Genomic DNA, 22677 nt, shown 5'->3' with positions numbered 1-22677 from the left:
CTCTCCCCGTGCCGCGTCCGGCCCGGACCAGACCACGTGTGCGGGCCGCTGTCCAATGCAAGGAGCACACGAAACGCGGAGCGCCACGCGCAAGCGCGTTGCGGCGAATTCGTGGGTATAGGGGAGAAATTGGTCGGAGTGGCAGGATTCGAACCTACGACCCCTGCCTCCCGAAGACAGTGCTCTACCAGGCTGAGCTACACTCCGACCGTGGCGCGTCGGATAGACTAGCCGTGCGGCTTTGACAAGGGGTCCCCGGCCTCTCTTCTGCGGTGAAATCGCGGGCCCTTGTCGGGTGGCGACAGGCGCGGGAGCGTCCCGGTGAAAACCCGCGTCCGCGAGCGCAGCACCGGCCGCAGGCGCGACGCTGTCGACCCGCTTTCGCGCAGCACGATGTAGAGCCCCGAGGCGATCACGATGCCCGCGCCCACCAGCGTCGGAGTGTCGGGAAACTCGTCGAAGAACAGCGCGCCGAAGACCGTGGCCCACAGGATCTGCGAATACTGCATGGGCGCGACGACGACCGCCTCGCCGGTCTTGTAGGCCAGCACCATCAGCATCGCCCCGGCGAAGCCCAGCGCCGACAGAAGCGCATTGAGCGCCAGCGACTCGAGCGGCATCGCCACGTGCACCTGCGGCAGCAGCGCCCCCATGATCGCGAAGTTCGCCAACATCGGGTAAAGCACCAGCACCACGCTCCGCTCGTCCCGGCCGATCCGGCGCGAGATCACCGACGCGAAGGCGCTGCCGATCGCGGCAATCAGCGCCGCGCCATGTCCCAGCGTCAAGGTGGTCGAGCCCGGCTGAAGCACGATCATCACCCCGGTCAGGCCCACGATCACGGCCGCCCAGCGGCGCAGGCGCACCGGCTCGCCCAAGATCGGGATCGCGAGCAAGGTGATCAGCAGCGGCGAGGCGAAGAGGATCGCGTAAACCTGCGCCAGCTGGATCGTCGAGAACGCGTAGAACGCGCAGAGCGCCGTGATGACCGCCGCCCCGGTCCGCAACGCGACCCACCACGGATGCGCCGGCCGCAGGGTCCCTGCCGCTGGGTCGCGGATCAGCGTGAGCGTCACCAGCGGGAAAGCGAACAGGACGTTGAAGAAGACGATTTGAACGGACGAAAACTGTGCGCCCAGCGTCTTTACCAGAACGTCGTGGGTCGCGAAGGCGGCAAAGCCCACGAGCGCGATGAGCGCGGCCTTGGCGTTGGGGGCCATCGGGGTCTCCGGCGTGATGCACGTCCAGCTAGACGCGCGGCGTGTCGGGGTGCAACCCGATCCGCCGCCGGTGGGGTGCCCAAGGCGCCCCGAAGTCTGTGCAATCGGCCCGGCCGCCGCACAATTCGACACCCTGCGCACGCGGCCCGCGCCGCCACCGCTCCGCGGGGCCATTGGGGCAAGCCGGGCGCGCGTCTCGGCTTGCACAGTAGGAAGTGCGCCGGGAGGACCGCGCGCCCGTCGTCTGGCTACGCGATCACCCGGCCCGCGTCCTCGCGGGGAGCATCACGTCAACGGGGCCACCCCGGCGCTTGCCGGGGTGCCCGAGCGGGGTGGCTATCAGAGGCTCGCGTCGAGCTCGGCCAGGATCGCGTCGCCCATTTCGGAGGTCGAGAGCGGCGTGCGGCCTTCCTCGCCCAGAAGATCGGCGGTGCGGTGACCGGCGGCCAGCACGCGTTCGACCGCCGCCTCTAGACGCGCAGCCTCGTCTCCCTGGTCGAACGAATAGCGCAGCGCCATCGCGAAGCTGAGAATACAGGCGATCGGGTTCGCCTTGCCCTGCCCGGCGATGTCGGGCGCGGATCCGTGCACCGGCTCGTAGAGCGCCTTGGGCCGACCGTTCGCCATCGGCGCGCCGAGGCTGGCCGAGGGCAGCATCCCGAGCGAGCCGGTGAGCATCGCCGCGAGGTCGGACAGCATGTCGCCGAACAGGTTGTCGGTCACGATCACGTCGAACTGCTTGGGCCAGCGGGTCAGCTGCATGGCACCGGCATCGGCGTACATATGGCTCAGCTCGACCTCGGGATAGTCCGCGCCCACGCGGGTCACTACCTCGCGCCAGAGCACGCCCGATTCCATGACGTTGGCCTTTTCCATCGAGCACAGCTTGCGGTCGCGCTTCATCGCCAGTTCGAAGGCATTGCGGGCGACGCGCTCGATCTCGCTCTCGGTGTAGCGCTGGGTGTTGATGCCGACCCGCTCGTTGCCTTCCTCGAAGATGCCGCGGGGCTCGCCGAAATAGACGCCCGATGTCAATTCGCGCACGATCATGATGTCGAGGCCCGACACCACCTCGGTCTTGAGCGACGAGAAGTCCGCCAGGGCGTCGAAGCACTGCGCGGGCCGCAGGTTGGCGAAGAGGTCCATCTCCTTGCGCAGGCGCAGCAGGCCGCGCTCGGGCTTCACCGAGAAGTCGAGGCTGTCGTATTTCGGACCGCCCACGGCACCGAGCAGCACGGCATCGACGTCCTGCGCCTTGGCCATGGTATCGTCGCTCAGCGGTGCGCCGTGCACGTCATAGGCGGCGCCGCCGACGAGGTCCTCGGACACGTCGAAGGACAGGTCGCGCTTGGTGCCGTACCAGTCGATGATCCGGCGCACCTCCGCCATGACTTCGGGGCCGATGCCGTCTCCGGGCAGGATGAGAAGCGAGGGGGTGGACACGGGTCGACGAGCCTCCTGTTGCGTCGGGTCTTGGTGACCCGGCGGTAGGCGAAGCGGGGTGGCGCGTCAAGAAAGCCCCGCCGGAGAACGGGTTTGCCGGGACCGACCGGGGCATTTCGGGTATTCGCGCGCTTCGGCAAGCACCTCGACCGCCCGGATTTCCCTGGAGCGCCACAAGTGCGCGCGCCCGATCACCCTTCCGGCTCCTCCGACAGGGCCACGTCGACCCAGACCAGCCGGTGCTCCCCGGCCTCGGGGACCTCCACCACCCCGGCGTCGCGGACGGTCAGGTCCGCCGAGGGCAGGACGTAGCTCACCCGCATGTCGCCCAGGTCGAGGCGGGACCAGTCCACCGTGGCCCGCCCCGGCAGGGGATCGACGAGCCGCGGATCGGCCAGCAGATCGCGGATCGCCGCCCGCCGTCCCTCGCCGCGGAGAGGATCGAGGTTCGCGTTGCCCATAAGGACGAACGGCAGAGCAGGAGAGGGCTGGCCCAGCGCACCGTCCAGCCAAGCCTGCCACAGCCGGATTTCGTCCGCGTTGCGACGGCCGTTGCGGTCCTCCGGGCCGTCGAAGACCGGAGGCGTGGCGTGAAACGCCATCAGGGTCACGCGCCGGCCCCGCATCTCGACGGGAACGGCCCAATGCGCCGAGGTCGACAGACGCTGCACGTCGTGGGCCGGATCATTCGCGGCGATGAGCGTGTCCGGCAGGTCGCGCCAGAGCATGTCCGAGACATCGACCGCCGCGTCCGCCGCGACCGGCCAGCGCGACAGCAGGGCGAGCCCGCCCTCGCCCGCGAAGCGTCCCCAGCCTTGCGCGTCACGCGCGGTGCCCAGACGTCCGTCCCTGTTCACGTCCGCGCCGGTATCCCGCCCGGTGTTGGGCCGGACCTGGAAATGGTGGGAATAGTCCAGACCGGCCGTGCGCATACGCTTTGCAAGCGCGTCCAGCGCGGCACCGCCCCGGTCGTAGTCGATGTCGGTCAGAAGCACGGCATCGGGCCGCACCCGCGCCAGCGCCCCGACGATCGCCGCGAGCGCCGGGTCGTCATCGGCAAGCAGGTCCTGCAGCAGCAGTCCGGGACCGTCGCGCGACAGGTCGGCATGCCAGGTGGCGACCCGCAGGATTTCATCGGCCCGCGCCGCAGCGGCCCAGGCCGCCACCAGGATCAGGCCGGCGACAAATGCTCGGACTGCGCGTAGGCGCGGCGGCGCTTTTCCTCGATCAGGTCGGCCACGCGCAGAAGCGCGATCCCCCGCATCATCAAGCTGGCCGGCAGAAAGGCCCATATCGACACCGTCCACACCAAGGCAAGCGGTGCCCCGTAGGGCAGCGCGATCCCGAATGCCGCGGCCGACTTGGCCGCCGCCGGAAGAAGGAATGGCAGCAGGAATCCTAAGGCGAGGTTAAAATGCGCGTCCCGCTTCAGCCGGTAGAGCACGTCGCCCCCGGTCGTGGGGTCGAACATCGGCAGGTTGGTCCAGACGTTGAACGCCTGCCGCCGGATCGGCCAGCCCAGCAGACGCACGTAGACGGCGAAGACCAGAACGCCGCCCATGGCGATGACATAGGCCGCGCCCGCCACGGCCCGCACCAGGATCACGACCTCGCGCGGGGCGCCCTCGGGCAGTACCAGAACCGCGAGCCGCACCGGCGAGAACGGGAAGTCCACGAGTCGCCCGATGGCCGTCGCCACTCCGCTTGCCGCGCCGGTCGGCAGCGACGGCAAAAGTGCGTCCCGCACCACCAGCGCCGACATCAGCAGAAGCATCGCCAAGAGCCCCGCCCGCATCCGGTTCAACGGCGGCGCGGCGCGGAACTCGATCAGGCTCGGGAAGACCGAGACATACTCGACGAAGGTCAGGATCGCGGCCACGAGACCGATGAGCGCGATCATCTGGGCGACCTCGGCGCCGACACCCGGCAGCGCGAGCGCCGGGGCCGCGACGATGAACGCCACGATGACAGCACGGATCGCCGCTCCGGCCAGCCGGTGGATCACTGCTCTACCCTCTCGAGCCGGGCGGGGTGATTCTTTTTTCCCTGCGCGCCGGCCAATTTCCGCCCGTTCGGGCGGCCTGCCTCATTGTTGCCAGAATGCTGCCGCGGGGATGCCGCGGTCACAAGTCCGCGGCCGCCGGACAATGGCGGAAATGAGGCGGAGGGGCCGGGTATGGTGCTGTAATGCATCATGTTTCGCGCCTATAAGTGGCGAGAAACGCGAAAAAATCAACTTTCAGGGGACATTCGGCCGGGCGGATGTGTCGCCCGGCCTCATGGTGTCGCGCGGCGGCTCAGACCCAGGGGCGGGACTGCGCGGCCTGCTGCTCGAACGTGTCGATGGCCGAGGCCTTCTCGAGCGTCAGCGCGATGTCGTCGAGACCGTTCAGCAGGCAGTGCTTGCGGAAGGGGTCGACGTCGAAGTCGATGACCTCGCCGTCCGAGGTGGTGATCGTCTGCGCCTCGAGATCGACGGTCATCCGGGCGTTCTGACCCTTCTCGGCGTCCTTCATCAGCAGATCGACCTGCGCCTGCGGCAGGGCGATCGGCAGGATGCCGTTCTTGAAGCAGTTGTTGAAGAAGATGTCGGCGAAGCTGGGCGCGATGACGCAGCGGATCCCGAAATCCTTGATCGCCCACGGCGCATGCTCGCGCGACGAGCCGCAGCCGAAGTTGTCCCCGGCGACCAGGATCTCGGCCTCGCGGTACTGCGGCTGGTTCAGCACGAAGTCGGGGACCTCGTTGCCGTTGTCGTCATAGCGCATCTCGTCGAAGAGGTTCACGCCCAGTCCCGTGCGCTTGATCGTCTTCAGGAACTGCTTGGGGATGATCATGTCGGTGTCGACATTGACGATGGGCAGCGGCGCGGCGATGCCGGTGAGGTGGTCGAACTTGTCCATGTGCAGGGCCTCCTTACGCGGATACGTCGGTCTGCGCGAGCTCGCGCACATCGGTGAGACGGCCGGTGACCGCCGCCGCCGCCGCCATCGCGGGGCTCATCAGGTGGGTGCGTCCGCCCCGGCCCTGCCGGCCCTCGAAGTTGCGGTTCGAGGTCGAGGCGCAGCGCTCGCCCGGCGCCAGCTGGTCGGGGTTCATGCCGAGGCACATCGAGCAGCCCGCCATGCGCCACTCGAAGCCCGCGGCGGTCAGCTTGTCGGCAAGGCCCTCTTCCTCGGCCTGCGCGCGTACGAGACCCGAACCCGGCACGATCATCGCGCGGATGCCCTCCTTCACGCGGCGGCCCTCCATGATCTTCGCGACCTCGCGCAGGTCCTCGATCCGGCCGTTGGTGCACGAGCCGATGAACACCGTGTCGATCTCGATGTCCTTGAGCTTCGTGCCCGGCTTGAGGCCCATGTACTCGAGCGAGCGCGTGGCCGCCGAGACCTTGCCGCCCTCGAAGCTGTCGGGCGACGGCACCTCGGCGTCGATCGGCAGCACGTCCTCGGGCGAGGTTCCCCAGGTGACGAGCGGCGCGATCTCGGAGGCGTCGAAGGTCACGACCTTGTCCCAGTGCGCGTCGTCGTCCGAGTAGAGCGTCTTCCACCAGTCAAGCGCGGCTTCCCACTGGGCGCCCTTCGGCGCGTGGGCGCGGCCCTTCACGTACTCGAAGGTGGTCTCGTCCGGCGCGATCAGGCCGGCGCGGGCGCCGCCCTCGATGGCCATGTTGCACACGGTCATCCGGCCTTCCATCGACAGCTCGCGGATGGCGCTGCCGCAATACTCGATCACGTAGCCGGTGCCGCCGGCGGTGCCGGTGCGGCCGATGATCGCCATGGTGATGTCCTTGGCGGTCACGCCCGGCGGCAGGGTGCCGGTGATCTCGACCTTCATGTTCTTCGACTTCGACTGGATCAGCGTCTGCGTGGCCAGCACGTGCTCCACCTCGGACGTGCCGATGCCATGCGCCAGCGCGCCGAACGCGCCGTGCGTTGCGGTGTGGCTGTCACCGCAGACGATGGTCATGCCGGGCAGCGTCCAGCCCTGCTCGGGGCCGATGATGTGGACGATGCCCTGGCGGACGTCGGACACCGGGTAGTAGTGGACGCCGAAATCCTTGGCGTTGGTGTCGAGCGCCTCCACCTGGATGCGGCTCTGCTCGTTCTCGATGCCCTTCGCGCGGTCGATGTCGGTGGGCACGTTGTGGTCCGGCACGGCGATGGTCTTCTCGGGCGCGCGGACCTTTCGGTTGGCCAGGCGCAGACCCTCGAAGGCCTGCGGGCTGGTGACCTCGTGGACGAGGTGGCGATCGACGTAGATAAGGCTCGAGCCGTCTTCGGCCTCGTGCACGAGGTGGGCATCCCAGATCTTGTCGTAGAGCGTCTTGGGGGACATGGGTGGTCCTCTCCTGGAGCGTTGAATTGGCGGGCGTGCGACACTGAGGCGGCCGCGCGGATCACGCGGCGCCGGGCACGCTCATAGGCGGGCGAGGACCGTATGGGTCGCGCCGAAGAACCGCTCTTTCAGGCGCGTCCGGTCACCGATGTCGAAAATCCGCGTCATGGGCGCGGGAATACACCCGGAGCGGGCGCTCCGCAACAGATCCGAGCACCACCCGCATCTCGGCCGCGCCCCCTCCGACGCTGCGGTATTCCGTCGCTGCGACCGGACGCGCGGGGAACAAGCCGGCCCCGCTGGCGTATGGAAGGCGAGCCAACGTAGTCCGGAGACCGACAGACGCCATGCCCCCGCCCATCGTCACCATGAACGCCGCCATGCTCGTCGTGCTGCTGGGCGCCTTCGTCTGGGTGCAGGCCGGCGGTCGCGGCGCCGCGACACCGCCCGCCGCGCCAACGACCACGCTGGCGCTGCAGGGGCCGCACGACGCGGACTGACGGCGGGCGGGCGGCCACGCCCAGAGGGGCGCGACGTCGCAGGGCCTTGCCGACACTGTGACCTCGCGCAAAGCTGGCCGGCATGGAACCGACCACCGACGACACGCTCGAAACGCTGGCGAGCATCGCCGCGCGCCTGCTGGGCGAGGCCGAGCTGTTCCTCATGGGCCTTTTGCGTCCGTGGAACGCCTACCAGGTCATCATCGCCATCGTGCTCTTCGCCGTGGCGCACGTCGCCGCAAAGGCTCTGCGTCCGCGCTTCCACGAATGGATGCGGACCCGCGAGGGCTGGCCCAAGTGGCGCCTTCGGCTCCTGCTGATCCTGCACAAGCGGCTGCGGACGCTGATCTTCGTGGTGCTCGCCTGGCTCGCGGTGTGGATCCTGCGCGAGGCGACGTGGCCCTCTCGGTCCTATCTGCTGGGCATCATTGCCGAGCTGTCGACCGCGTGGCTGGTGATCGCCTTCGCCACGCGGCTGATCGCCAACCCGATTCTGCAGACGATGGTGCGCTACGGCGCCTGGGGCTGGGTCACGGTGTCGATCCTCGGTCTGACCACCGAGGCGCGCGACGCCCTCGACAGCGTTGCGCTGAACCTCGGGGACCTGCGCCTGTCGCTGTGGGTGATCGTGCAGGCGGCGGCCATGCTGATAGTGCTGATCGCCGCGGCGCGCTTCCTCGCCACCACCTCGGCCGCCCGTATCCGCCGGAACGAGGACATCTCGCCCTCGATGCAGGTGCTGGCGGTGAAGGTGCTTCAGGTGCTGTTCTACGGCGCCGCCTTCTTCCTCGCGCTCAAGCTTGTCGGCGTCGACCTCACCGGCCTCGCGGTGCTGTCGGGCGCGATCGGCGTGGGCCTCGGTTTCGGCCTCCAGAAGGTGGTTTCGAACCTCGTCTCGGGGATCATCATCCTGCTCGACAAGTCGATCAAGCCGGGCGACGTGATCTCGCTTGGAGAAACCTTCGGCTGGATCAACGCGCTCGGCGCCCGCTACGTGTCGATCACCACGCGGGACGGCAAGGAATACCTGATCCCGAACGAGGATCTCATCACCGGGCAGGTGGTGAACTGGTCCCACTCCAACGACTTCGTGCGGCTCGACATCTTCTTCGGCTGTTCCTACGGCGACGACCCGCACCTGGTGCGCCGCATCGCCATCGAGGCAGCGGCGGGCACCAACCGCGTCCTCGCCGACCGCGCGCCGGTCTGCCACATCGTGGGCTTCGGCGACTCGTCCGTGGACTACATCCTGCGCTTCTGGATCCGCGACCCCACGGGCGGCCTGACCAACATCCGGGGCAACGTCTACCTCGCCCTCTGGGACGCCTTCCAGGCGCATGGCATCTCGATCCCGTTCCCGCAGCGCGAGGTGCGGATGCTGGGCGAGACGGCGGTCAAGCTGCCGGACTGATCGCCCGCACCCGGCGTCGGCGGGAACCCCCGCCAACATGTGCGCGCTGAACCCGTGACTGCCGCAACAGGCACAGGAGACGCCCAGATGACCGCACCCGCACGCACCAATCCCGACGCCAATGACGCCGCCCGCACCCTGACCTTCGAGGACGACGGCACGGTCCCGAACAATCCCGACCTGCCCGTGGTGCTGCTGCGCGGCGCCGTCGATCCCGGCGCCGGTGAGGCCGCGATCCGCGCGCTCTACAAGGCCAACGGCTGGCACGAGACGTGGACCGCAAGCGTCTTCGACTACCAGCATTACCACCCCGACGCGCACGAGGCGCTTTGCGTCGCGCAGGGATGGGCCGACATCCAGATCGGCGGGCCGTCGGGCGAAATCCTGCGCGTCTCGGCCGGCGACGCGATGATCCTGCCGGCCGGCGTGGGCCATTGCCGCTGCGACAAGAGCGACGACTTCCAGATCTGCGGTGGCTACCCGTCCGACCAGCCGCACGCCACGGTGATCCGCGCCCCGGACGAACGCCGCCCCGACCACGTCGACCAGATCGCCGCGCTCTCGCGGCCGAAAACGGACCCGATCTTCGGAGAGGGCGGTGCGCTGGTGGTGCTCTGGGGCTGACGCCCCGTCCCGGCTGACACCGACCGGGACACGCGTCATAGTCCCGCCAGACCAGAGGGAAGGACACCACCATGTCGGACGAAATCGTCATCCTGTCGGGCGCACGGACCGCCATCGGCACCTTCGGCGGCAGCCTCGCGGGGACCCCGCCCATCGACCTCGCCTCGACCGTCACCCGCGCCGCGCTCGAGCGCGCGGGCGTCGAGGGCGGACAGGTCGGCCACGTGGTGTTCGGCCACGTCATCAACACCGAGCCGCGCGACATGTATCTCAGCCGCGTGGCGGCGATGGATGCCGGCATCCCCGAGACGACGCCCGCCATGAACGTGAACCGCCTCTGCGGGTCTGGCGCGCAGGCGGTGGTATCGGCGGTTCAGTCCCTGATGCTGGGCGACGCGGACTTCGCCGTCGCGGGCGGCGCCGAGTCGATGTCGCGCAGCCCCTACATCGTTCCCGGCCAGCGCTGGGGCGCCAAGATGGGCGACGTGAAGACCCTCGACATGATGCTCGGCGCGCTCAACTGCCCGTTCGGCACCGGCCACATGGGCGTCACCGCCGAGAACGTGTCGGACGAAAACACCATCAGCCGCGAGGATCAGGACGCCTTCGCGCTGGAAAGCCAGGAGCGCGCGGCACGCGCGATCTCCGAGGGCCGCTTCGCCGACCAGATCGTGCCTGTCGAGATCAAGGTGAAGCGCGACACCGTCGCCTTCGAGACCGACGAGCACCCCAAGCAGACCTCGATGGAAAAGCTCGCCGGGCTGCGGCCGGCGTTCAGGAAGGACGGCACCGTGACCGCGGGCAATGCCAGCGGCATCAACGACGGCGCCGCCGCGCTGACCTTCGCCCGCGCCGAGGCCGCCGAGGCCGCCGGACTCAAGCCGCGCGCCCGGATGCTGGGCTATGCCCATGCCGGCGTGCGTCCCGAGGTGATGGGCGTGGGCCCGATCCCGGCGGTCGAAAAGCTGCTGGAAAAGACCGGCCTGTCCGCCGGCGATTTCGACGTGATCGAGTCGAACGAGGCCTTCGCGGCGCAGGCCATCGCGGTGAACCGCGCGCTCGGCCTCGACACCGACAAGGTGAATCCCAATGGCGGCGCCATCGCCCTCGGCCACCCGGTCGGCGCCACCGGCGCGATCCTGACGGTCAAGGCGCTCTACGAGCTTGAGCGCACCGGCGGCAAGCGCGCGCTGGTGACCATGTGCATCGGCGGCGGACAAGGCATCGCGCTGGCGTTCGAACGCCTCTGACCCGCCCGGCAGGCGCGCCCCTCGCCGGGTGCGCCCGCCCTTCCGGGGACCGGGCAGCGACTCACGCCCATGCCAGAAGGCTGATCCGCAACAGCCCCGCCCGACACGGCGTCCGACAGACTGACGCCTGCGCGTTCTGCCTCTCCTGACCAATCGCCCCGCTTACCGTGCGCCTGCTCTTTTTTTGACGGGGGCGCGCGGTCTCGCCCGACAGGCGCGACCCGAGCGGCGCCGGACCGGACATCCCGTCCCTCCGGACGCCCCTCACCCGGTGCGCCGACCCTCCCAGAACCCGGGATAAAGGGTCACGAAGCCCTCTCCGTCCACCTTCAGATCCACCGCCGTGCCGGTCTGAGCGGCGGCGTAGTGCACCAGCCCGCCGCGCGCCCGGCGATAGGTCTGGTCCAGCGGCTCCAGCCCCGCGCCGGGCGACGGCAGCCACGCCGCCCGCGCCTCGATCTGGCCGATTTCGGGTAGGCGCCGCAGCGGCATCAGGTTCGTCGCCGGCGTGAAGCCGAGGTCGATGTCCGTGGCCCCGTTCACCTGCGGCTGCGGCACGCCGTCCCGGGTCCAGCCGCCCTCGCCGCGCTCGATCCGGGTCGCCATCTCGTCGCGGCCGCACAGGCCCGAGATGTCCGCGCTGCGGGTCATCCAGTCCGCATCGACCCGCACCACGTAGTCGAGCGCGCAGTCCATGCCGTCCGCGCGGAACCGGGCGTGGCCGATCAGCATCCAGCCCCCGTCCTCCTGCACCAGCCGGCACTTGTCGCGCCCCTCCCGGTCGAGCGCCTGCCACGCGATCTCGGCGGTGCGGTTCGATGTCATGGCGCGCTCCCTTCAGTGTCCGATGGCGATGGTCCCACCCCGCGGGCCCGCGCGCAACGCCTGCGGTCGCCGTCGGCAAGAGAGCGTTAAGCCGATCTTCACCGCACCGGGCCAAACCTCCGCAGGGCGCGCGCGGAGGACGGGAATGACGCTGGCGGACCGGACCGGAGAAGAGAGCCTCGCCCAGCGGCTCCGGCAGGAACGCCGCGCCCGGCTCGCCGCGGAACAGCTGCTCGAACAGAAGCGCGCCGAGCTGACCGAAGCGAACCGCAAGCTCGGCCTGCACGCCCGCGAGTTGACCGAGGAAATCTGCGAGACCCGCGCCCGCGCCGCCACGATCGAGCACGAGAACATGCGCGTGCGCTCGGCGCTCGGACAGGCCAACCAGAAGATCGCGCTGGTGGAGGGACAGCTCTGGCACGCGCTCGGCTCGATCCGCGACGGCTTCGCCATGTGGAGCGACACCGGCCGCCTCGAGATCGCCAACAGCGCCTATCTCGCGGTGTTCGACGGGATCGTGACGGCGGCCGTCGGCGCGCACTACTCCCACTTCGTCGACCTGATGATCGACGAGGGCATCGCCGACCTTCAGGGCGCGGACCCCGAGGCCTGGCGCACGCGCGTCCTGCGCGGCTGGCAGGACGACGCCCCCGCGCCGGTCACGATCCGGCTGTTCGACGGAAGCTTCGTGAAGGTCCTGAACCGCCGCACCCCCTCGGGCGGGCTCATCAGCCTCGTGATCGACATGACCGACCTGATGCGCCTGTGGTCGGCGGTGCAGGAACTGCCGGACGGGTTCGTGCTCTACGACGCCGAAGGACGGCTGGTGACCTGCAACGAGCCCTACCGCGAGATCTACGCCGACAGCGCCCCGGCGATCCGCGAGGGCGCGCATTTCGAGGACATCCTGCGCTACGGCCTCGAGCGCGGCCAGTACGCCGAGGCCGTGGGCCGCGAGGAAGAGTGGCTGCGCGACCGCCTGCGCCTGCACAACGGTCCCGCCGCCACGCTGGAACAGCAGCTCGGCGACGGCCGCTGGCTGCGCATCTACGAGAAGGAGACCTCGGATGGCGGCCGCGTCGGCCTGCGCGTGGACATCACCGCGATCAAGGATGTGCAGCGCGACCTGGAGCGCGCGACCGAACGGGCCGAGGCCGCCAACCGCGCCAAGTCCGCCTTCCTCGCCAACATGAGCCACGAGATCCGAACGCCTATGAACGGCGTGATGGGCATGGCCGACCTGCTCATGGACACCGCGCTCGACCCCGAGCAGCGCACTTATGCCGAGACCATCCGCAACTCCGCCGAGGCGCTTCTGGTCATCATCAACGACGTGCTCGACTACTCCAAGATCGAGGCGCACAAGCTGACCCTCGCCCACGAGGTCTTCGACCTCGAACGGGTGGTCCACGACGTCTACCTGCTGATCGAGCCGATCACCCGCGACAAGGGCCTGAGCCTGCTGATCGACTACGACATGTTCCTGCCCACCCGTTTCGTCGGCGACGGGGCGCGGGTGCGGCAGATCCTCATCAACCTCGTGGGCAACGCCGCGAAGTTCACGATGGAGGGCCGGATCGTCATCCGCGTGACCGGCCACGCCACCGGGGACGGCAACGCCTGCGCGGTCCACGTCGCGGTGGAGGACACCGGCATCGGCATCCCCGCCGACAAGCTGCCCGAGGTCTTCGGCGAGTTCACGCAGGTCGAGGACGAGCGCAACCGCCGGTTCGAGGGCACCGGCCTCGGCCTCTCGATCAGCCGCCGGCTGGTGGATCTGATGGCCGGCGAGATGTGGGTCGATTCTCACGAGGGCGCAGGCTCGTGCTTCGGCTTCCGGCTGGAGCTGCCGCTGGCCGTGCCGCCCGGCTGCGCGCTGCCGGCCCTGCCGCCGGGCCTGTGCACCGCCCTGGTGGTCGAAGCCAGCGAGATGAACCGCGCGATCCTCGCCAAGCAGCTCGACGTCTGCGGCATCACCTGCCTCTCGGCCGGCACGGGGGCCGGGGCGATGGCCCGCGTGGCAGAGGCCGACGTGGCGGTCATCGCCCAGACCCTGCCGGACACCACCGGACGCGAGGTCGCGGCCGCGCTGTCCCGGGACGGCATCGCCTGCCCGGTCATCCTGATCGCCGGCGCCCGCGACCAGGTCGTGCCGGCCGGACTGCCCGGCAATGTCCGTGCCATCGTGCAGACGCCCACGCCGCGGCAGGCGCTTTTCGATGCGCTGGCGGCGCTCGGCGACATGCCCCCGCGCACGCCCCCGCCACCGCCCGAGCCCGAGCCGGGGCCCGCCCCCGGCTTGCGGCGCCTCGACGTGCTCGTGGCCGAGGACAACCGCACCAACCAGCTTGTGTTCGCGAAGATGGTGAAGGGCCTCGAGCTCGACCTGCGCTTCGCCGCGAACGGGGTCGAGGCCGTGGCCGCGTGCGAGGCGCGCCGCCCGGATCTGGTCTTCATGGACATTTCGATGCCCGAGATGGACGGCAAGGAGGCCACCGCCCGCATCCGCGCCCTCGAGGGCGGCGGCCCGCGCGTGCCCATCGTCGCGGTGACGGCCCACGCGATGGAAGGCGACCGCGACGCGATCCTTGCCGCGGGACTCGACGACTACCTAACCAAGCCGCTTCGCAAGGCCGCGCTGCTCGACATGATCGACCGCCACGCGCCCGGCGGCCCGAACGACCCGCCGTGAGGGGCCGGACCGCCCTACTCGGCCGCGCGCACGAAGACCGGCTTGTCGGACTCCGACAGGTCCTCGCGGTAGGCGTATCCACCCGCGTCGAAATCCCGAAGCGAGTCCGGGTCCGTCAGCCGGTGCTGCACCACGAAGCGCGCCATCGCGCCGCGCGCCCGCTTGGCGTAGAAGCTCACGACCTTCGGACCGCCCGGCTTGTCCTCCATGAAGACCGGCGTGACGACCCGCAGCTTCAGCGCCTTCGAGGGCACCGCGCCGAAATATTCCTGGCTCGCGCAGTTCACGAGGATATCGGTCCCGACCGCCTCGGCTTGCGCGTTCAGCGCCTCAGCGATCTCGTCGCCCCAGTAATCATACAGCGACTTGCCCCGCCGGGTCTTCAGCTTCGAACCCATCTCGAGCCGGTAGGCCTGGATCGCGTCGCGCGGGCGCAGCACGCCGTAGAGCCCCGACAGGATCCGCAGCCTGTCGTCGGCCCAGGACAGCTCGTCGGGGTCGAGCGACGGCGCCTCCAGTCCCTGGTAGGTGTCGCCGGCAAAGGCGAAGGCGGCGGGCCGCGTGTCGGCCTCGGCGGGATCGTCCGCGAAGGCCCGGAACCGGTCCCGGTTCAGCTTGGCAAGGTCGTCGGACAGGTCCATCAGCGATTTCAACTCGGCCAGCGTCAGGTTGCGCGCCGACTTGGCCAGCCGCAGGGCGTCGTCTTCGAAGTCGGGGCGGGTGGTGGCGACGTCGCGCGCGCTCCAGTCGAGGCGCTTGGCGGGGGAGATCACGATCAGCATGGGGCCTTGGTCCTCGTCGGTCTGGCGGGTCGGTCGAATGCGTCAGGGGCACGGTCTAATGCGCGCGGGCGGCGAGGCAAAGGCGGTGTGCCGTCGCGTCGCGCCCAAGCGTGAATTGACAGCCCGCCCCGGCCCCCGGCACACTTTTCGCGCGTGAGGAGGACGCGCCATGACACCCGGAAAGGCCTATTTCACCTCGGACGAGATCCGCACCCTGTCCGCCCGCTCGGACCTCTGGGGCGTCTGGCTGGTGGCGCATTGCTGGGGCCTGATCCTCGGATCCGTGGCGCTGTTCGCCATCTGGCCGAACGTGCTGACCTTCGCGCTGGCGGTCATCGTGATCGGCTCGCGTCAGCTGGGCCTCGCGATCCTCATGCACGAGGCCGCGCACAACGCGCTGTTCAAGTCGCGCAGGCTGAACGAGTGGGCGGGCGAATGGCTCTGCGGCCGCCCGATCATCGCCGATCTGCCGGAATACCGCCGCTACCACCTGACCCACCACCGCTATACCCAGACCGAGCGCGACCCCGACCTGCGGCTGTCGAAACCGTTCCCGACCACGCGGGCCTCGCTGCGGCGCAAGCTGATCCGCGACATCACCGGGCAGACCGGGCTCAAGCAGCGCGCGCAGCAGATCATGTTCGCCTTCAAGATGGCCCACGAGGTCGAGGGCACGCCGTCGAGCCAGGATCTCGCGCAGGCGTTCTCGGGCCCGGTGATCGGGCGCGCGATCCTCGCCAACATCATTCTGTTCGGCGTGTTCTGGGCGATCACCGGCCACGCCTGGGCGTGGCTCGCCTTCTGGGCGCTGCCCCTCCTGACATGGTTCCAAGTGGTCCTGCGCGTCCGCAACATCGCCGAACACGGCGCGGTCGAGACCTCGCCCGACCCGCTGCGCAACACCCGCACCACGCACGCCAACTGGATCGAGCGTCTGCTGGTCGCGCCCTACTGGGTCAACTACCACCTCGAGCATCACCTCGTGATGCACGTGCCCGCCCACAACCTGCCGAAACTGCACCGCATGATGCTGGACAAGGGCCACGGCGACCGGATGACCACGGCACCCGGCTATATCGACGTGTTGCGGCAGGCCTCGTCGCGCGCGGCCTGAGCGCCGATTGCAATTCCCGCCGCCCCGGCCTAGATCCCGCGCGAAACGTGCGCGCAAGGGTCAGCGATGAACTGGATCTCGAACTACGTCCGCCCCCGGATCAACTCGATCTTCTCCCGGCGCGAAGTCCACGAGAACCTCTGGACCAAGTGCGACGCGTGCGGGACCATGCTGTTCCACCGCGATCTGGCCGACAACCTGCATGTCTGCTCCAACTGCGGGCATCACATGGGGATCGTGCCGCGCAAGCGCTTCAAGGCGCTGTTCGACGGCGGCCTCTTTACCGACGTGCCGGTGCCCGAGCCGGTCACCGACCCGCTGCAGTTCCGCGACCAGAAGCGCTATCCCGACCGGATGAAGGCCGCGCAAAAGTCCACCGGCGAGAAAGAGGCGATGCTCGTCGCCCGCGGCGAGATCGGCCGCCTGCCCATCGTCGCCGCCGCGCAGGACTTCACCTTCATGGGTGGCTCCATGGGCATGTACGTGGGCAACGCGATCATCGCCGCGGCCGAGGTCGCGGTGAAGGAACGCCGTCCGCTGGTGCTGTTCTCCGCCGCCGGCGGTGCGCGGATGCAGGAGGGAATCCTGTCGCTCATGCAGATGCCGCGCACCACCGTCGCGGTGCAGATGCTGCGCGAGGCCGGCCTGCCCTATATCGTCGTGCTGACCCACCCGACGACCGGCGGCGTCACCGCCTCCTACGCCATGCTGGGCGACGTCCAGATCGCCGAGCCTGGTTCGCTGATCTGCTTCGCAGGACCGCGCGTGATCGAACAGACCATCCGCGAAAAGCTGCCCGAGGGCTTCCAGCGCGCGGAATACCTGCTCGAGCACGGGATGCTCGACCGTGTGACCGACCGCCGCCAGATGCGCGACGAGCTGATCGTCCTCCTGCGCCTGATGATGGACATGCCGCCTGCGGTCTGGGGCGAGCTTCCGCCGCCCGAAAGCATCTCGGATGCTGATCTCGACGCCGAAGACGAGGCGTCCGACGACGCGGCCCAGGCCTCGCAGGCCGCGACCGCCGGAAAGGCGACCGCCAAGGGCAACGGCAAGACCGATGCGAAAGCCTCTGCCAAGTCGGCCAGGGGTAACAAGTCCGGCTCGGCCGCCAAGTCGGGATGACCGCGTTCCATTCGGACCACATCCTCAACCGGATGCTGGCGCTGCACCCCAAGATCATCGACCTGACGCTCGACCGGGTGGAGCGGCTGCTGGCCGAGCTCGACCACCCCGAGCGTGCGCTCCCGCCGGTGATCCACGTGGCCGGCACCAACGGCAAGGGCTCGACCCTCGCGATGATCCGGGCGGGCCTCGAGGCGCGCGGCGATCGCGTTCACGCCTACACCTCGCCCCACCTCGCGCGGTTCCACGAACGTATCCGGCTGGCGGGCGAACTGATCGAGGAAGAGGCGCTGTCGGCGATCCTCGACGAGGCCTACGCGCGCAACGGCTCCGAGCCGATCACCTATTTCGAGATCACCACCTGCGCCGCTCTGCTGGCCTTCGCCCGCACGCCCGCCGACTGGACCCTGCTCGAGGTCGGACTTGGCGGACGGTTGGATGCGACGAACGTCATCGACCGTCCCGCCATGACCGTCATCACGCCAATCGCGCTGGATCACCAGCAGTACCTGGGCGAGACCATCGAGGAGATCGCCGGCGAGAAGGCCGGCATCCTCAAGCGCGGCGTGCCCTGCGTGGTCGGCCCGCAGGAGGACGCGGCGCTCGAGGTGATCGAGGCCCGCGCCGAACGCCTCGGCGCGCCCCTCCTCGTCCACGGTCAGCACTGGCACGTCACCGAGGAACACGGTCGCCTCGTCTACCAGGACGAACGCGGGCTGCTCGACCTCGACCCGCCGCGCCTGCCGGGCCGCCATCAGTTCGGCAACGCCGGCATGGCGCTGGCCGCACTGCGCCACTTCGAGACCGGCGAGGACGCCTGCGCCGCCGCGCTGGCCCGCGCCGAGTGGCCGGCCCGGATGCAGCGCCTGCGCGCGGGCCCGGTGATCGACGCCGCACCGGGGGCGGAGATCTGGCTCGACGGCGGGCACAACCCGGCCGCCGGTCGCGCGATCGCCGCGCATCTCGCCACGCTGCCCGCGCGGCCGACCTACCTCGTCTGCGGGATGCTCAACACCAAGGACGTGTCGGGCTTCCTCGCCCCCTTCGCGGGGATCGCCGAGGCGCTGACCGCCGTGCCGGTGCCCGGAGAGGCCGCGACACTGCCCCCCGGAGATACCGCGCGCGCGGCACAGGCGGCAGGGCTCCCGGCCTCCGAGTCGGATGACGTCCTGCAAGCGGTCGAGGCGATCCACGCCACTGCCCCTGGCGCGCGCATCCTGCTGTGCGGCTCGCTCTACCTCGCCGGGGCAATCCTGCGCGATCACGCCTGAGGCGATTCGCCCAAAGGTTGAGGTCGCCTGAAAAACAGGCCCATATCTCGGCGACTCGTCAGCCCATACGTAAAAAGGTTCCGAATCATCACTAGATGTTGACCGATTCGGATCCGCGTGGCACATTTAGGTTAAGGCCGAGACATTGTCCCAAGCGATGTCCCTCGGCGGGGGACGACCAAGACAAGCAGCGCAGCGAACGACCCGTTTTGCGGGACCGGGCCAGCTGTGTCGTCCTCGCGAATTCAGGAACGGCGACCAACTGGGACAGGTCGGCACCGTGCAATGCAGGCGGAAGACCACGGAAAGACGGGCAGCACCTGGCGGGGTCCTTCGGGACCCCTTTTTCCGTCCCGCTCCCGGCCCGGCTCAGGCCCCCCAGCCCTCGGCCTGCATCTCCATCAGACGGCTTGCCGTCCGCTCGAACTCGAACGCGCCCGGCCCCTCCACGTAGAGGTAATCGGGAGTCGCCGCCGCCGACACGATCAGCCTGGTCCTCGCCTCGTAGAGCGCGTCGATCAGCGTCACGAAGCGCTTGGCCTCGTTGAAGTTGCCCCGCCCCAGGCGCGGCACGTCCTCGAGGATCAGCACCCGGACCGTCTCGGCCAGCTTGAGGTAGTCCGCCGGGCCCAGCATCTTGCCGCAGAGATCGTAGAACCGCGCCCGCGCCACACCGTTCGAGAACCGCGCCAGTTCCAGCGTGCGGCCCTGTACGGTCAGGGTCAGCGGCTCCTCGCGCCCGCCCGAAAGACGCTCCCACACGGCCTCGATGGCGGCGCGCGCTTCGGCGTCGTTGGGCGAGAAATAGGTGTCGGTGCCCTGCAACCGGTCCTGCCGGTAATCCCGCTCGGCTGCGAGTTCCTTCACCTCGAGGTTCTCTTTCAGAACCTCGATGAACGGCAGGAACAGGTGCCGGTTCAGCCCGTCCTTGTAGAGGTCGTCGGGCGGCCGGTTCGACGTGGTGACCACCACGCACCCCGCCCCGATCAGCCGTTCGAACAGGCGCCCGACGATCATCGCGTCGGCGATATCGGTGATCTGCATCTCGTCGAAGGCGAACACCTTCACCTCGTCCGAGACGCGCTTGGCGACCGGCTTGATCGGGTCGTCGGTGCCCTTCTGCCGCTCGGCGTGAACGCCCTTCTGCACCTCCTGCATGAAGGCGTGGAAGTGGACCCGCCGGGCCGGAACGTCGAGCGTGTCGACGAACAGGTCCATCAGCATCGACTTGCCGCGCCCGACCCCGCCCCAGAGATAGAGCCCCTTCGGCGGCGGAGGCGCCTTGCGGAACAGCCCGCCCTTCTGAGGTTTCGCCAGCTCCTCGCGGATGCGCTCGAACGCGGGAAGCGCCTCGCGCTGCACCGGGTCGTCGTCGATCGTGCCCGCGGCGACGCCGGCGTCATAGCGGTCCGTCAGCGTCTCAGACATTCGGCGCGCCCTGCAGCCCCAGCATCCGGCGCATGCTCGTCCAGTAGCCCGGCAGGCGCGGCGGCACGTCCAGCGCGGCCACGGCCTCGTCGGCCCATGGCTCCATGTGCTCACGCGCGAAGGTCCGGCCCCAGTCGAGGTAGACCCGCGTCAGCTCGGGCCGCAGGCGGCAGGCCGATCCCACAAGCCCCACCAGCGTTTCGGGCGGCGAATACCACTCGTCCTGGATCGCCGTGACCCCCTTCATCACCGCCGGCCCGACGATCCGCATCAGCCGCTTTTCCGAGAATTGCAGCAGCAGCCTGCCCATCTCGTCGCGGCTGTAGTGGATGAGCGGCGGGAACGTGTCGAAGAACACCGCGCCGCCGTCGATGATCGCGAAGTTGCGGATCGAGGGATGGAAGCCCAGCCGGGTCTGCGCCTGCCGGGTGTTGAGCCAGAACCGCGCGATCACCTCGCCGGCCGCCTGCATCATCTCCAGAGTCTCGTCGCGCGTCGCCGCCTGCATCAGCGGGCGCATCAGCGACTCGTCGGGCAGCGCCTTCTGCACGATCACCGGCACCGTCGTCTCGCCCATGTCGACGAGGTGAAACCGCGTCTCGGGCAGCGGGACGCCGGCGTCGTGCAGCGCCGCGACGTAGTCGTCATGCGCCGCGGCCAGCCGGTCCAGCGCGGCGCGGTCGGGCAGCGCCCGGTAGACCTTGATGACGCGGTCGGCATACGGGCCGCTCTCGGGCCGGAACGGCGCGCAGAAATAGCCCAGGCGCGAGATCGTCCGCCCGCGGGCGGCGCCATCGGCGCGGATCAGGTCGGCGAGATCTTCGGTCTCGGACATCGCAAGGGCTCCGTCGGAAGTGTCTGTGACGGGGGATCTAGTCGGTCTCGAGCAGGTCCGCCACCTCGCGGGTCAGCGCGTCCACCTCGTCGCGCGCCGGGGTCCTCGCGCCCTCGGCCGCGCCACGCCCCTGCCCCAGTGCCTCGGCATAGATCACCCGGTTGGCGATCTGCGTCGCGGCGATCCGCGCCATGAGCGTCTGCGCCTGCTCGGCCACGTCGGCGCCGAGCCGCGTGTTGGCCCGCGCCCGGTTCAGCACCACCAGCGCCTCCTTCCCCTCGCGCCGGGCAAGGTCGATGACGCCCTCGGTCGCCCAGAGGTCCACGTGGCTCATCGACACCGGCACCACCACGAGGTCGGCGATCCGCAGCGCCGGACGCAGGTCGCTGTCGGCCTTGGGCGGGGTGTCGACGATGACCACGTCGTGGGTCCGCGCCAGCTTGCGGGTCTCGTAGGTGATGCCCCAGGCCGAGGAGGTGGCGAATTCCATGTCCGGTTCGGCGTCCGGCGCGGCCTCGATCCGGGTCATGAACCAGCGTCCGAGACTGCCCTGCGGGTCGGTGTCGACGATGGCGACGCTGCGGCCCTGCCGCAGGAATCCCACGGCGAGGTTCGCCGCCAGCGTGGTCTTGCCCGACCCGCCCTTCTGCTGCGCGACGGTGATGACCGATCCCATGCGTGCCCCCCTGCACCTGACTTAGGGGCATCTTGCACGGGCGCGGCGGGACTGGCCAGCGGCGCGCAGGGAAAAACCCGCGCCGATCCCGGGCTTACCGGGGTTAACGCGGCTTTAACCACCCGGTCGCCACCCTGAGTGCCGGGAGAACGCGCATGTGGCTCGGGATCGTCACGGCCGTCGCGGCGCTCGGCCTGCCCGCGACGGCGGCCGCCAGCGCCTTGCCGCAGGAAAAAGGGTCGGGCTTCGCCTCGGCGGCGGTGCACCTGTCATGGCCGCAGGACATCCGGACATGGCAGTCCACCGATCCCACCGGACGCTACGACGCGCTCTACTTGGAATACGGGCTGACCGACCGGCTGACTGCGGGGCTCGACCTGGGCCGGGCGATCTCGGGCGCGATCAAGTCGGTGGGGTTCCTGCAACTGCCGCTCACCGCGCCAGATGCGCCGTTCAAGGCGGCGGGGCAGCTCGGCCTCGGCGTGATCGACGGCGCGGAGGTGGTGCGCCCCGGCCTCAGCCTCGGAATGGGGTGGGAGCGTGGCTGGCTCGCCGCCGACGCGCTGGTCGAGCAACCGCTCGACGGCAATGCCTTCGACGTGAAGCTCGACATCACCTTCGGCCTCAACCTGCCGCGGGATCGCAAGCTCATCCTGCAGCTTCAAAGCGGCCAGCAGGCGGGGGACCCGGCGTTCGTGCGGGTCGCGCCGTCGGTGGTGATCCCCCTGCTCGGCCCGGTCTCCGCCGAACTGGGCGGCATCTGGGGCCTCGTGGGCGACGACAGCATGGGCCTGAAGCTCGGTGTCTGGACCGAGTTCTGAATTGCTCCGGAAACCGACGATTTCACTAGTTGCGGCGCCGGCGACCATGACGCATCGTCCGCGCGAAACGCATATGAGCCAAGGAGGGACAGCGGATGAAAACCCGTGCAGCGGTCGCGATGGAGGCGGGCAAGCCGCTCGAGATCATGGAAGTGAACCTCGAGGGCCCGAAGGCGGGCGAGGTCCTGGTGGAGATCAAGGCCACCGGCATCTGCCACACCGACGAGTTCACCCGCTCGGGCGCGGACCCCGAGGGCCTGTTCCCGTCGATCCTGGGCCACGAGGGCGCGGGCGTCGTGGTGGAATGCGGCGAGGGCGTCAC

21 protein-coding genes and 1 tRNA gene are annotated in these 22677 nt (G+C 69.4%); 10 read left to right on the top strand and 12 right to left on the bottom strand.

The genetic code is table 11. The annotated features are described in order from the left end of the window. Positions 1 to 130: 130 nt before the first annotated feature. From BMX29_RS00110 to leuC, 7 genes are all read right to left on the bottom strand, one after another. Positions 131 to 207 (bottom strand) — tRNA-Pro (locus tag BMX29_RS00110). Positions 208 to 227: 20 nt separating this feature from the next. Next, entirely contained in the window at positions 228 to 1220 is a 993-nt protein-coding gene (locus tag BMX29_RS00105; RefSeq protein WP_092809420.1) for a DMT family transporter, read from the bottom strand. Between the two features lie 339 nt (positions 1221 to 1559). Continuing rightward, on the bottom strand, positions 1560 to 2663 hold the full coding sequence (leuB, locus tag BMX29_RS00100) for a 3-isopropylmalate dehydrogenase (RefSeq protein WP_092809418.1): 1104 nt from the start codon (positions 2661 to 2663) through the stop codon (positions 1560 to 1562). Positions 2664 to 2854: 191 nt separating this feature from the next. Then, positions 2855 to 3829, bottom strand: a complete 975-nt coding sequence (locus BMX29_RS00095) for an endonuclease/exonuclease/phosphatase family protein (protein ID WP_175471090.1) — start codon at positions 3827 to 3829, stop codon at positions 2855 to 2857. Between the two features lie 5 nt (positions 3830 to 3834). Continuing rightward, a complete protein-coding gene (locus tag BMX29_RS00090; RefSeq protein WP_092809416.1) occupies positions 3835 to 4668 on the bottom strand; it encodes a hypothetical protein in 834 nt (277 codons plus the stop codon). A gap of 292 nt (positions 4669 to 4960) precedes the next feature. Then, positions 4961 to 5566 (bottom strand): 3-isopropylmalate dehydratase small subunit, encoded by a 606-nt coding sequence (leuD, locus tag BMX29_RS00085; protein WP_043844769.1) that lies wholly within the window; start codon positions 5564 to 5566, stop codon positions 4961 to 4963. A 13-nt stretch (positions 5567 to 5579) separates the two neighbouring features. Further along, positions 5580 to 7001 (bottom strand): 3-isopropylmalate dehydratase large subunit, encoded by a 1422-nt coding sequence (gene leuC / locus BMX29_RS00080; RefSeq protein WP_092809414.1) that lies wholly within the window; start codon positions 6999 to 7001, stop codon positions 5580 to 5582. Positions 7002 to 7348: 347 nt separating this feature from the next. On the opposite strand from leuC, the gene BMX29_RS19045 reads away from it, so the two are divergent. The 4 genes from BMX29_RS19045 (at position 7349) to BMX29_RS00060 (ending at position 10786) form a co-directional block, all read left to right on the top strand. After that, positions 7349 to 7501 carry a hypothetical protein gene (locus BMX29_RS19045; protein ID WP_157835885.1) on the top strand — a complete coding sequence of 51 codons (153 nt, stop codon included), beginning with the start codon at positions 7349 to 7351 and terminating at the stop codon, positions 7499 to 7501. A gap of 82 nt (positions 7502 to 7583) precedes the next feature. Beyond that, positions 7584 to 8912, top strand: a complete 1329-nt coding sequence (locus BMX29_RS00070) for a mechanosensitive ion channel family protein (protein ID WP_092809410.1) — start codon at positions 7584 to 7586, stop codon at positions 8910 to 8912. An 87-nt stretch (positions 8913 to 8999) separates the two neighbouring features. Further along, positions 9000 to 9536: a cupin domain-containing protein gene (locus tag BMX29_RS00065; RefSeq protein ID WP_139196886.1), complete on the top strand. Its 537-nt coding sequence runs from the start codon at positions 9000 to 9002 to the stop codon at positions 9534 to 9536. A 71-nt stretch (positions 9537 to 9607) separates the two neighbouring features. Continuing rightward, positions 9608 to 10786 (top strand): acetyl-CoA C-acyltransferase family protein, encoded by a 1179-nt coding sequence (locus tag BMX29_RS00060; RefSeq protein WP_092809408.1) that lies wholly within the window; start codon positions 9608 to 9610, stop codon positions 10784 to 10786. A gap of 264 nt (positions 10787 to 11050) precedes the next feature. On the opposite strand, the gene BMX29_RS00055 is transcribed toward BMX29_RS00060, so the two are convergent. Next, complete coding sequence (locus BMX29_RS00055; RefSeq protein ID WP_092809406.1) at positions 11051 to 11611, bottom strand: putative glycolipid-binding domain-containing protein; 561 nt, start codon at positions 11609 to 11611, stop codon at positions 11051 to 11053. 145 nt (positions 11612 to 11756) lie between these two features. On the opposite strand from BMX29_RS00055, the gene BMX29_RS00050 reads away from it, so the two are divergent. After that, positions 11757 to 14303, top strand: coding sequence for a response regulator (locus tag BMX29_RS00050; RefSeq protein WP_092809404.1), 2547 nt, complete (start codon positions 11757 to 11759; stop codon positions 14301 to 14303). Between the two features lie 14 nt (positions 14304 to 14317). Here BMX29_RS00050 and yaaA read toward each other — a convergent pair whose 3' ends face one another. Then, positions 14318 to 15085, bottom strand: a complete 768-nt coding sequence (gene yaaA / locus BMX29_RS00045; RefSeq protein WP_092809402.1) for a peroxide stress protein YaaA — start codon at positions 15083 to 15085, stop codon at positions 14318 to 14320. A 169-nt stretch (positions 15086 to 15254) separates the two neighbouring features. Between yaaA and BMX29_RS00040 the strand changes: the two genes are divergently transcribed. The 3 genes from BMX29_RS00040 (at position 15255) to BMX29_RS00030 (ending at position 18595) form a co-directional block, all read left to right on the top strand. Next, positions 15255 to 16199 (top strand): fatty acid desaturase family protein, encoded by a 945-nt coding sequence (locus BMX29_RS00040; protein ID WP_092809400.1) that lies wholly within the window; start codon positions 15255 to 15257, stop codon positions 16197 to 16199. A 66-nt stretch (positions 16200 to 16265) separates the two neighbouring features. Next, positions 16266 to 17324: an acetyl-CoA carboxylase, carboxyltransferase subunit beta gene (accD, locus tag BMX29_RS00035; RefSeq protein WP_092809398.1), complete on the top strand. Its 1059-nt coding sequence runs from the start codon at positions 16266 to 16268 to the stop codon at positions 17322 to 17324. Further along, entirely contained in the window at positions 17321 to 18595 is a 1275-nt protein-coding gene (locus BMX29_RS00030) for a bifunctional folylpolyglutamate synthase/dihydrofolate synthase (RefSeq protein WP_092809396.1), read from the top strand. Before accD ends, BMX29_RS00030 begins: the two co-directional genes overlap by 4 nt. A gap of 369 nt (positions 18596 to 18964) precedes the next feature. Here the strand turns inward: BMX29_RS00030 and zapE are convergent, their stop codons facing one another. From zapE to parA, 3 genes are read right to left on the bottom strand one after another with little or no spacing between them, the layout of a single operon-like run. Beyond that, positions 18965 to 20023 (bottom strand): cell division protein ZapE, encoded by a 1059-nt coding sequence (zapE, locus tag BMX29_RS00025; RefSeq protein ID WP_081749762.1) that lies wholly within the window; start codon positions 20021 to 20023, stop codon positions 18965 to 18967. Beyond that, positions 20016 to 20858, bottom strand: a complete 843-nt coding sequence (locus BMX29_RS00020; protein ID WP_092809394.1) for a DUF6206 family protein — start codon at positions 20856 to 20858, stop codon at positions 20016 to 20018. Before BMX29_RS00020 ends, zapE begins: the two co-directional genes overlap by 8 nt. Before the next feature lie 37 nt (positions 20859 to 20895). Continuing rightward, positions 20896 to 21534, bottom strand: coding sequence for a ParA family partition ATPase (gene parA / locus BMX29_RS00015; protein ID WP_043844759.1), 639 nt, complete (start codon positions 21532 to 21534; stop codon positions 20896 to 20898). Positions 21535 to 21689: 155 nt separating this feature from the next. Between parA and BMX29_RS00010 the strand changes: the two genes are divergently transcribed. Both BMX29_RS00010 and BMX29_RS00005 read left to right on the top strand, forming a co-directional pair. Next, on the top strand, positions 21690 to 22355 hold the full coding sequence (locus BMX29_RS00010) for a hypothetical protein (protein WP_092809392.1): 666 nt from the start codon (positions 21690 to 21692) through the stop codon (positions 22353 to 22355). Between the two features lie 95 nt (positions 22356 to 22450). Continuing rightward, a partial coding sequence (locus BMX29_RS00005) for an alcohol dehydrogenase catalytic domain-containing protein (protein ID WP_175471091.1) occupies positions 22451 to 22677 on the top strand: 227 nt, incomplete at its 3' end.

This window comes from Roseivivax marinus, assembly GCF_900109705.1.
Taxonomy (GTDB): domain Bacteria; phylum Pseudomonadota; class Alphaproteobacteria; order Rhodobacterales; family Rhodobacteraceae; genus Roseivivax; species Roseivivax marinus.
The sequence above is the reverse complement of the archived record's forward strand: the minus strand, read 5'-3'. Positions and strand labels throughout refer to the sequence as shown.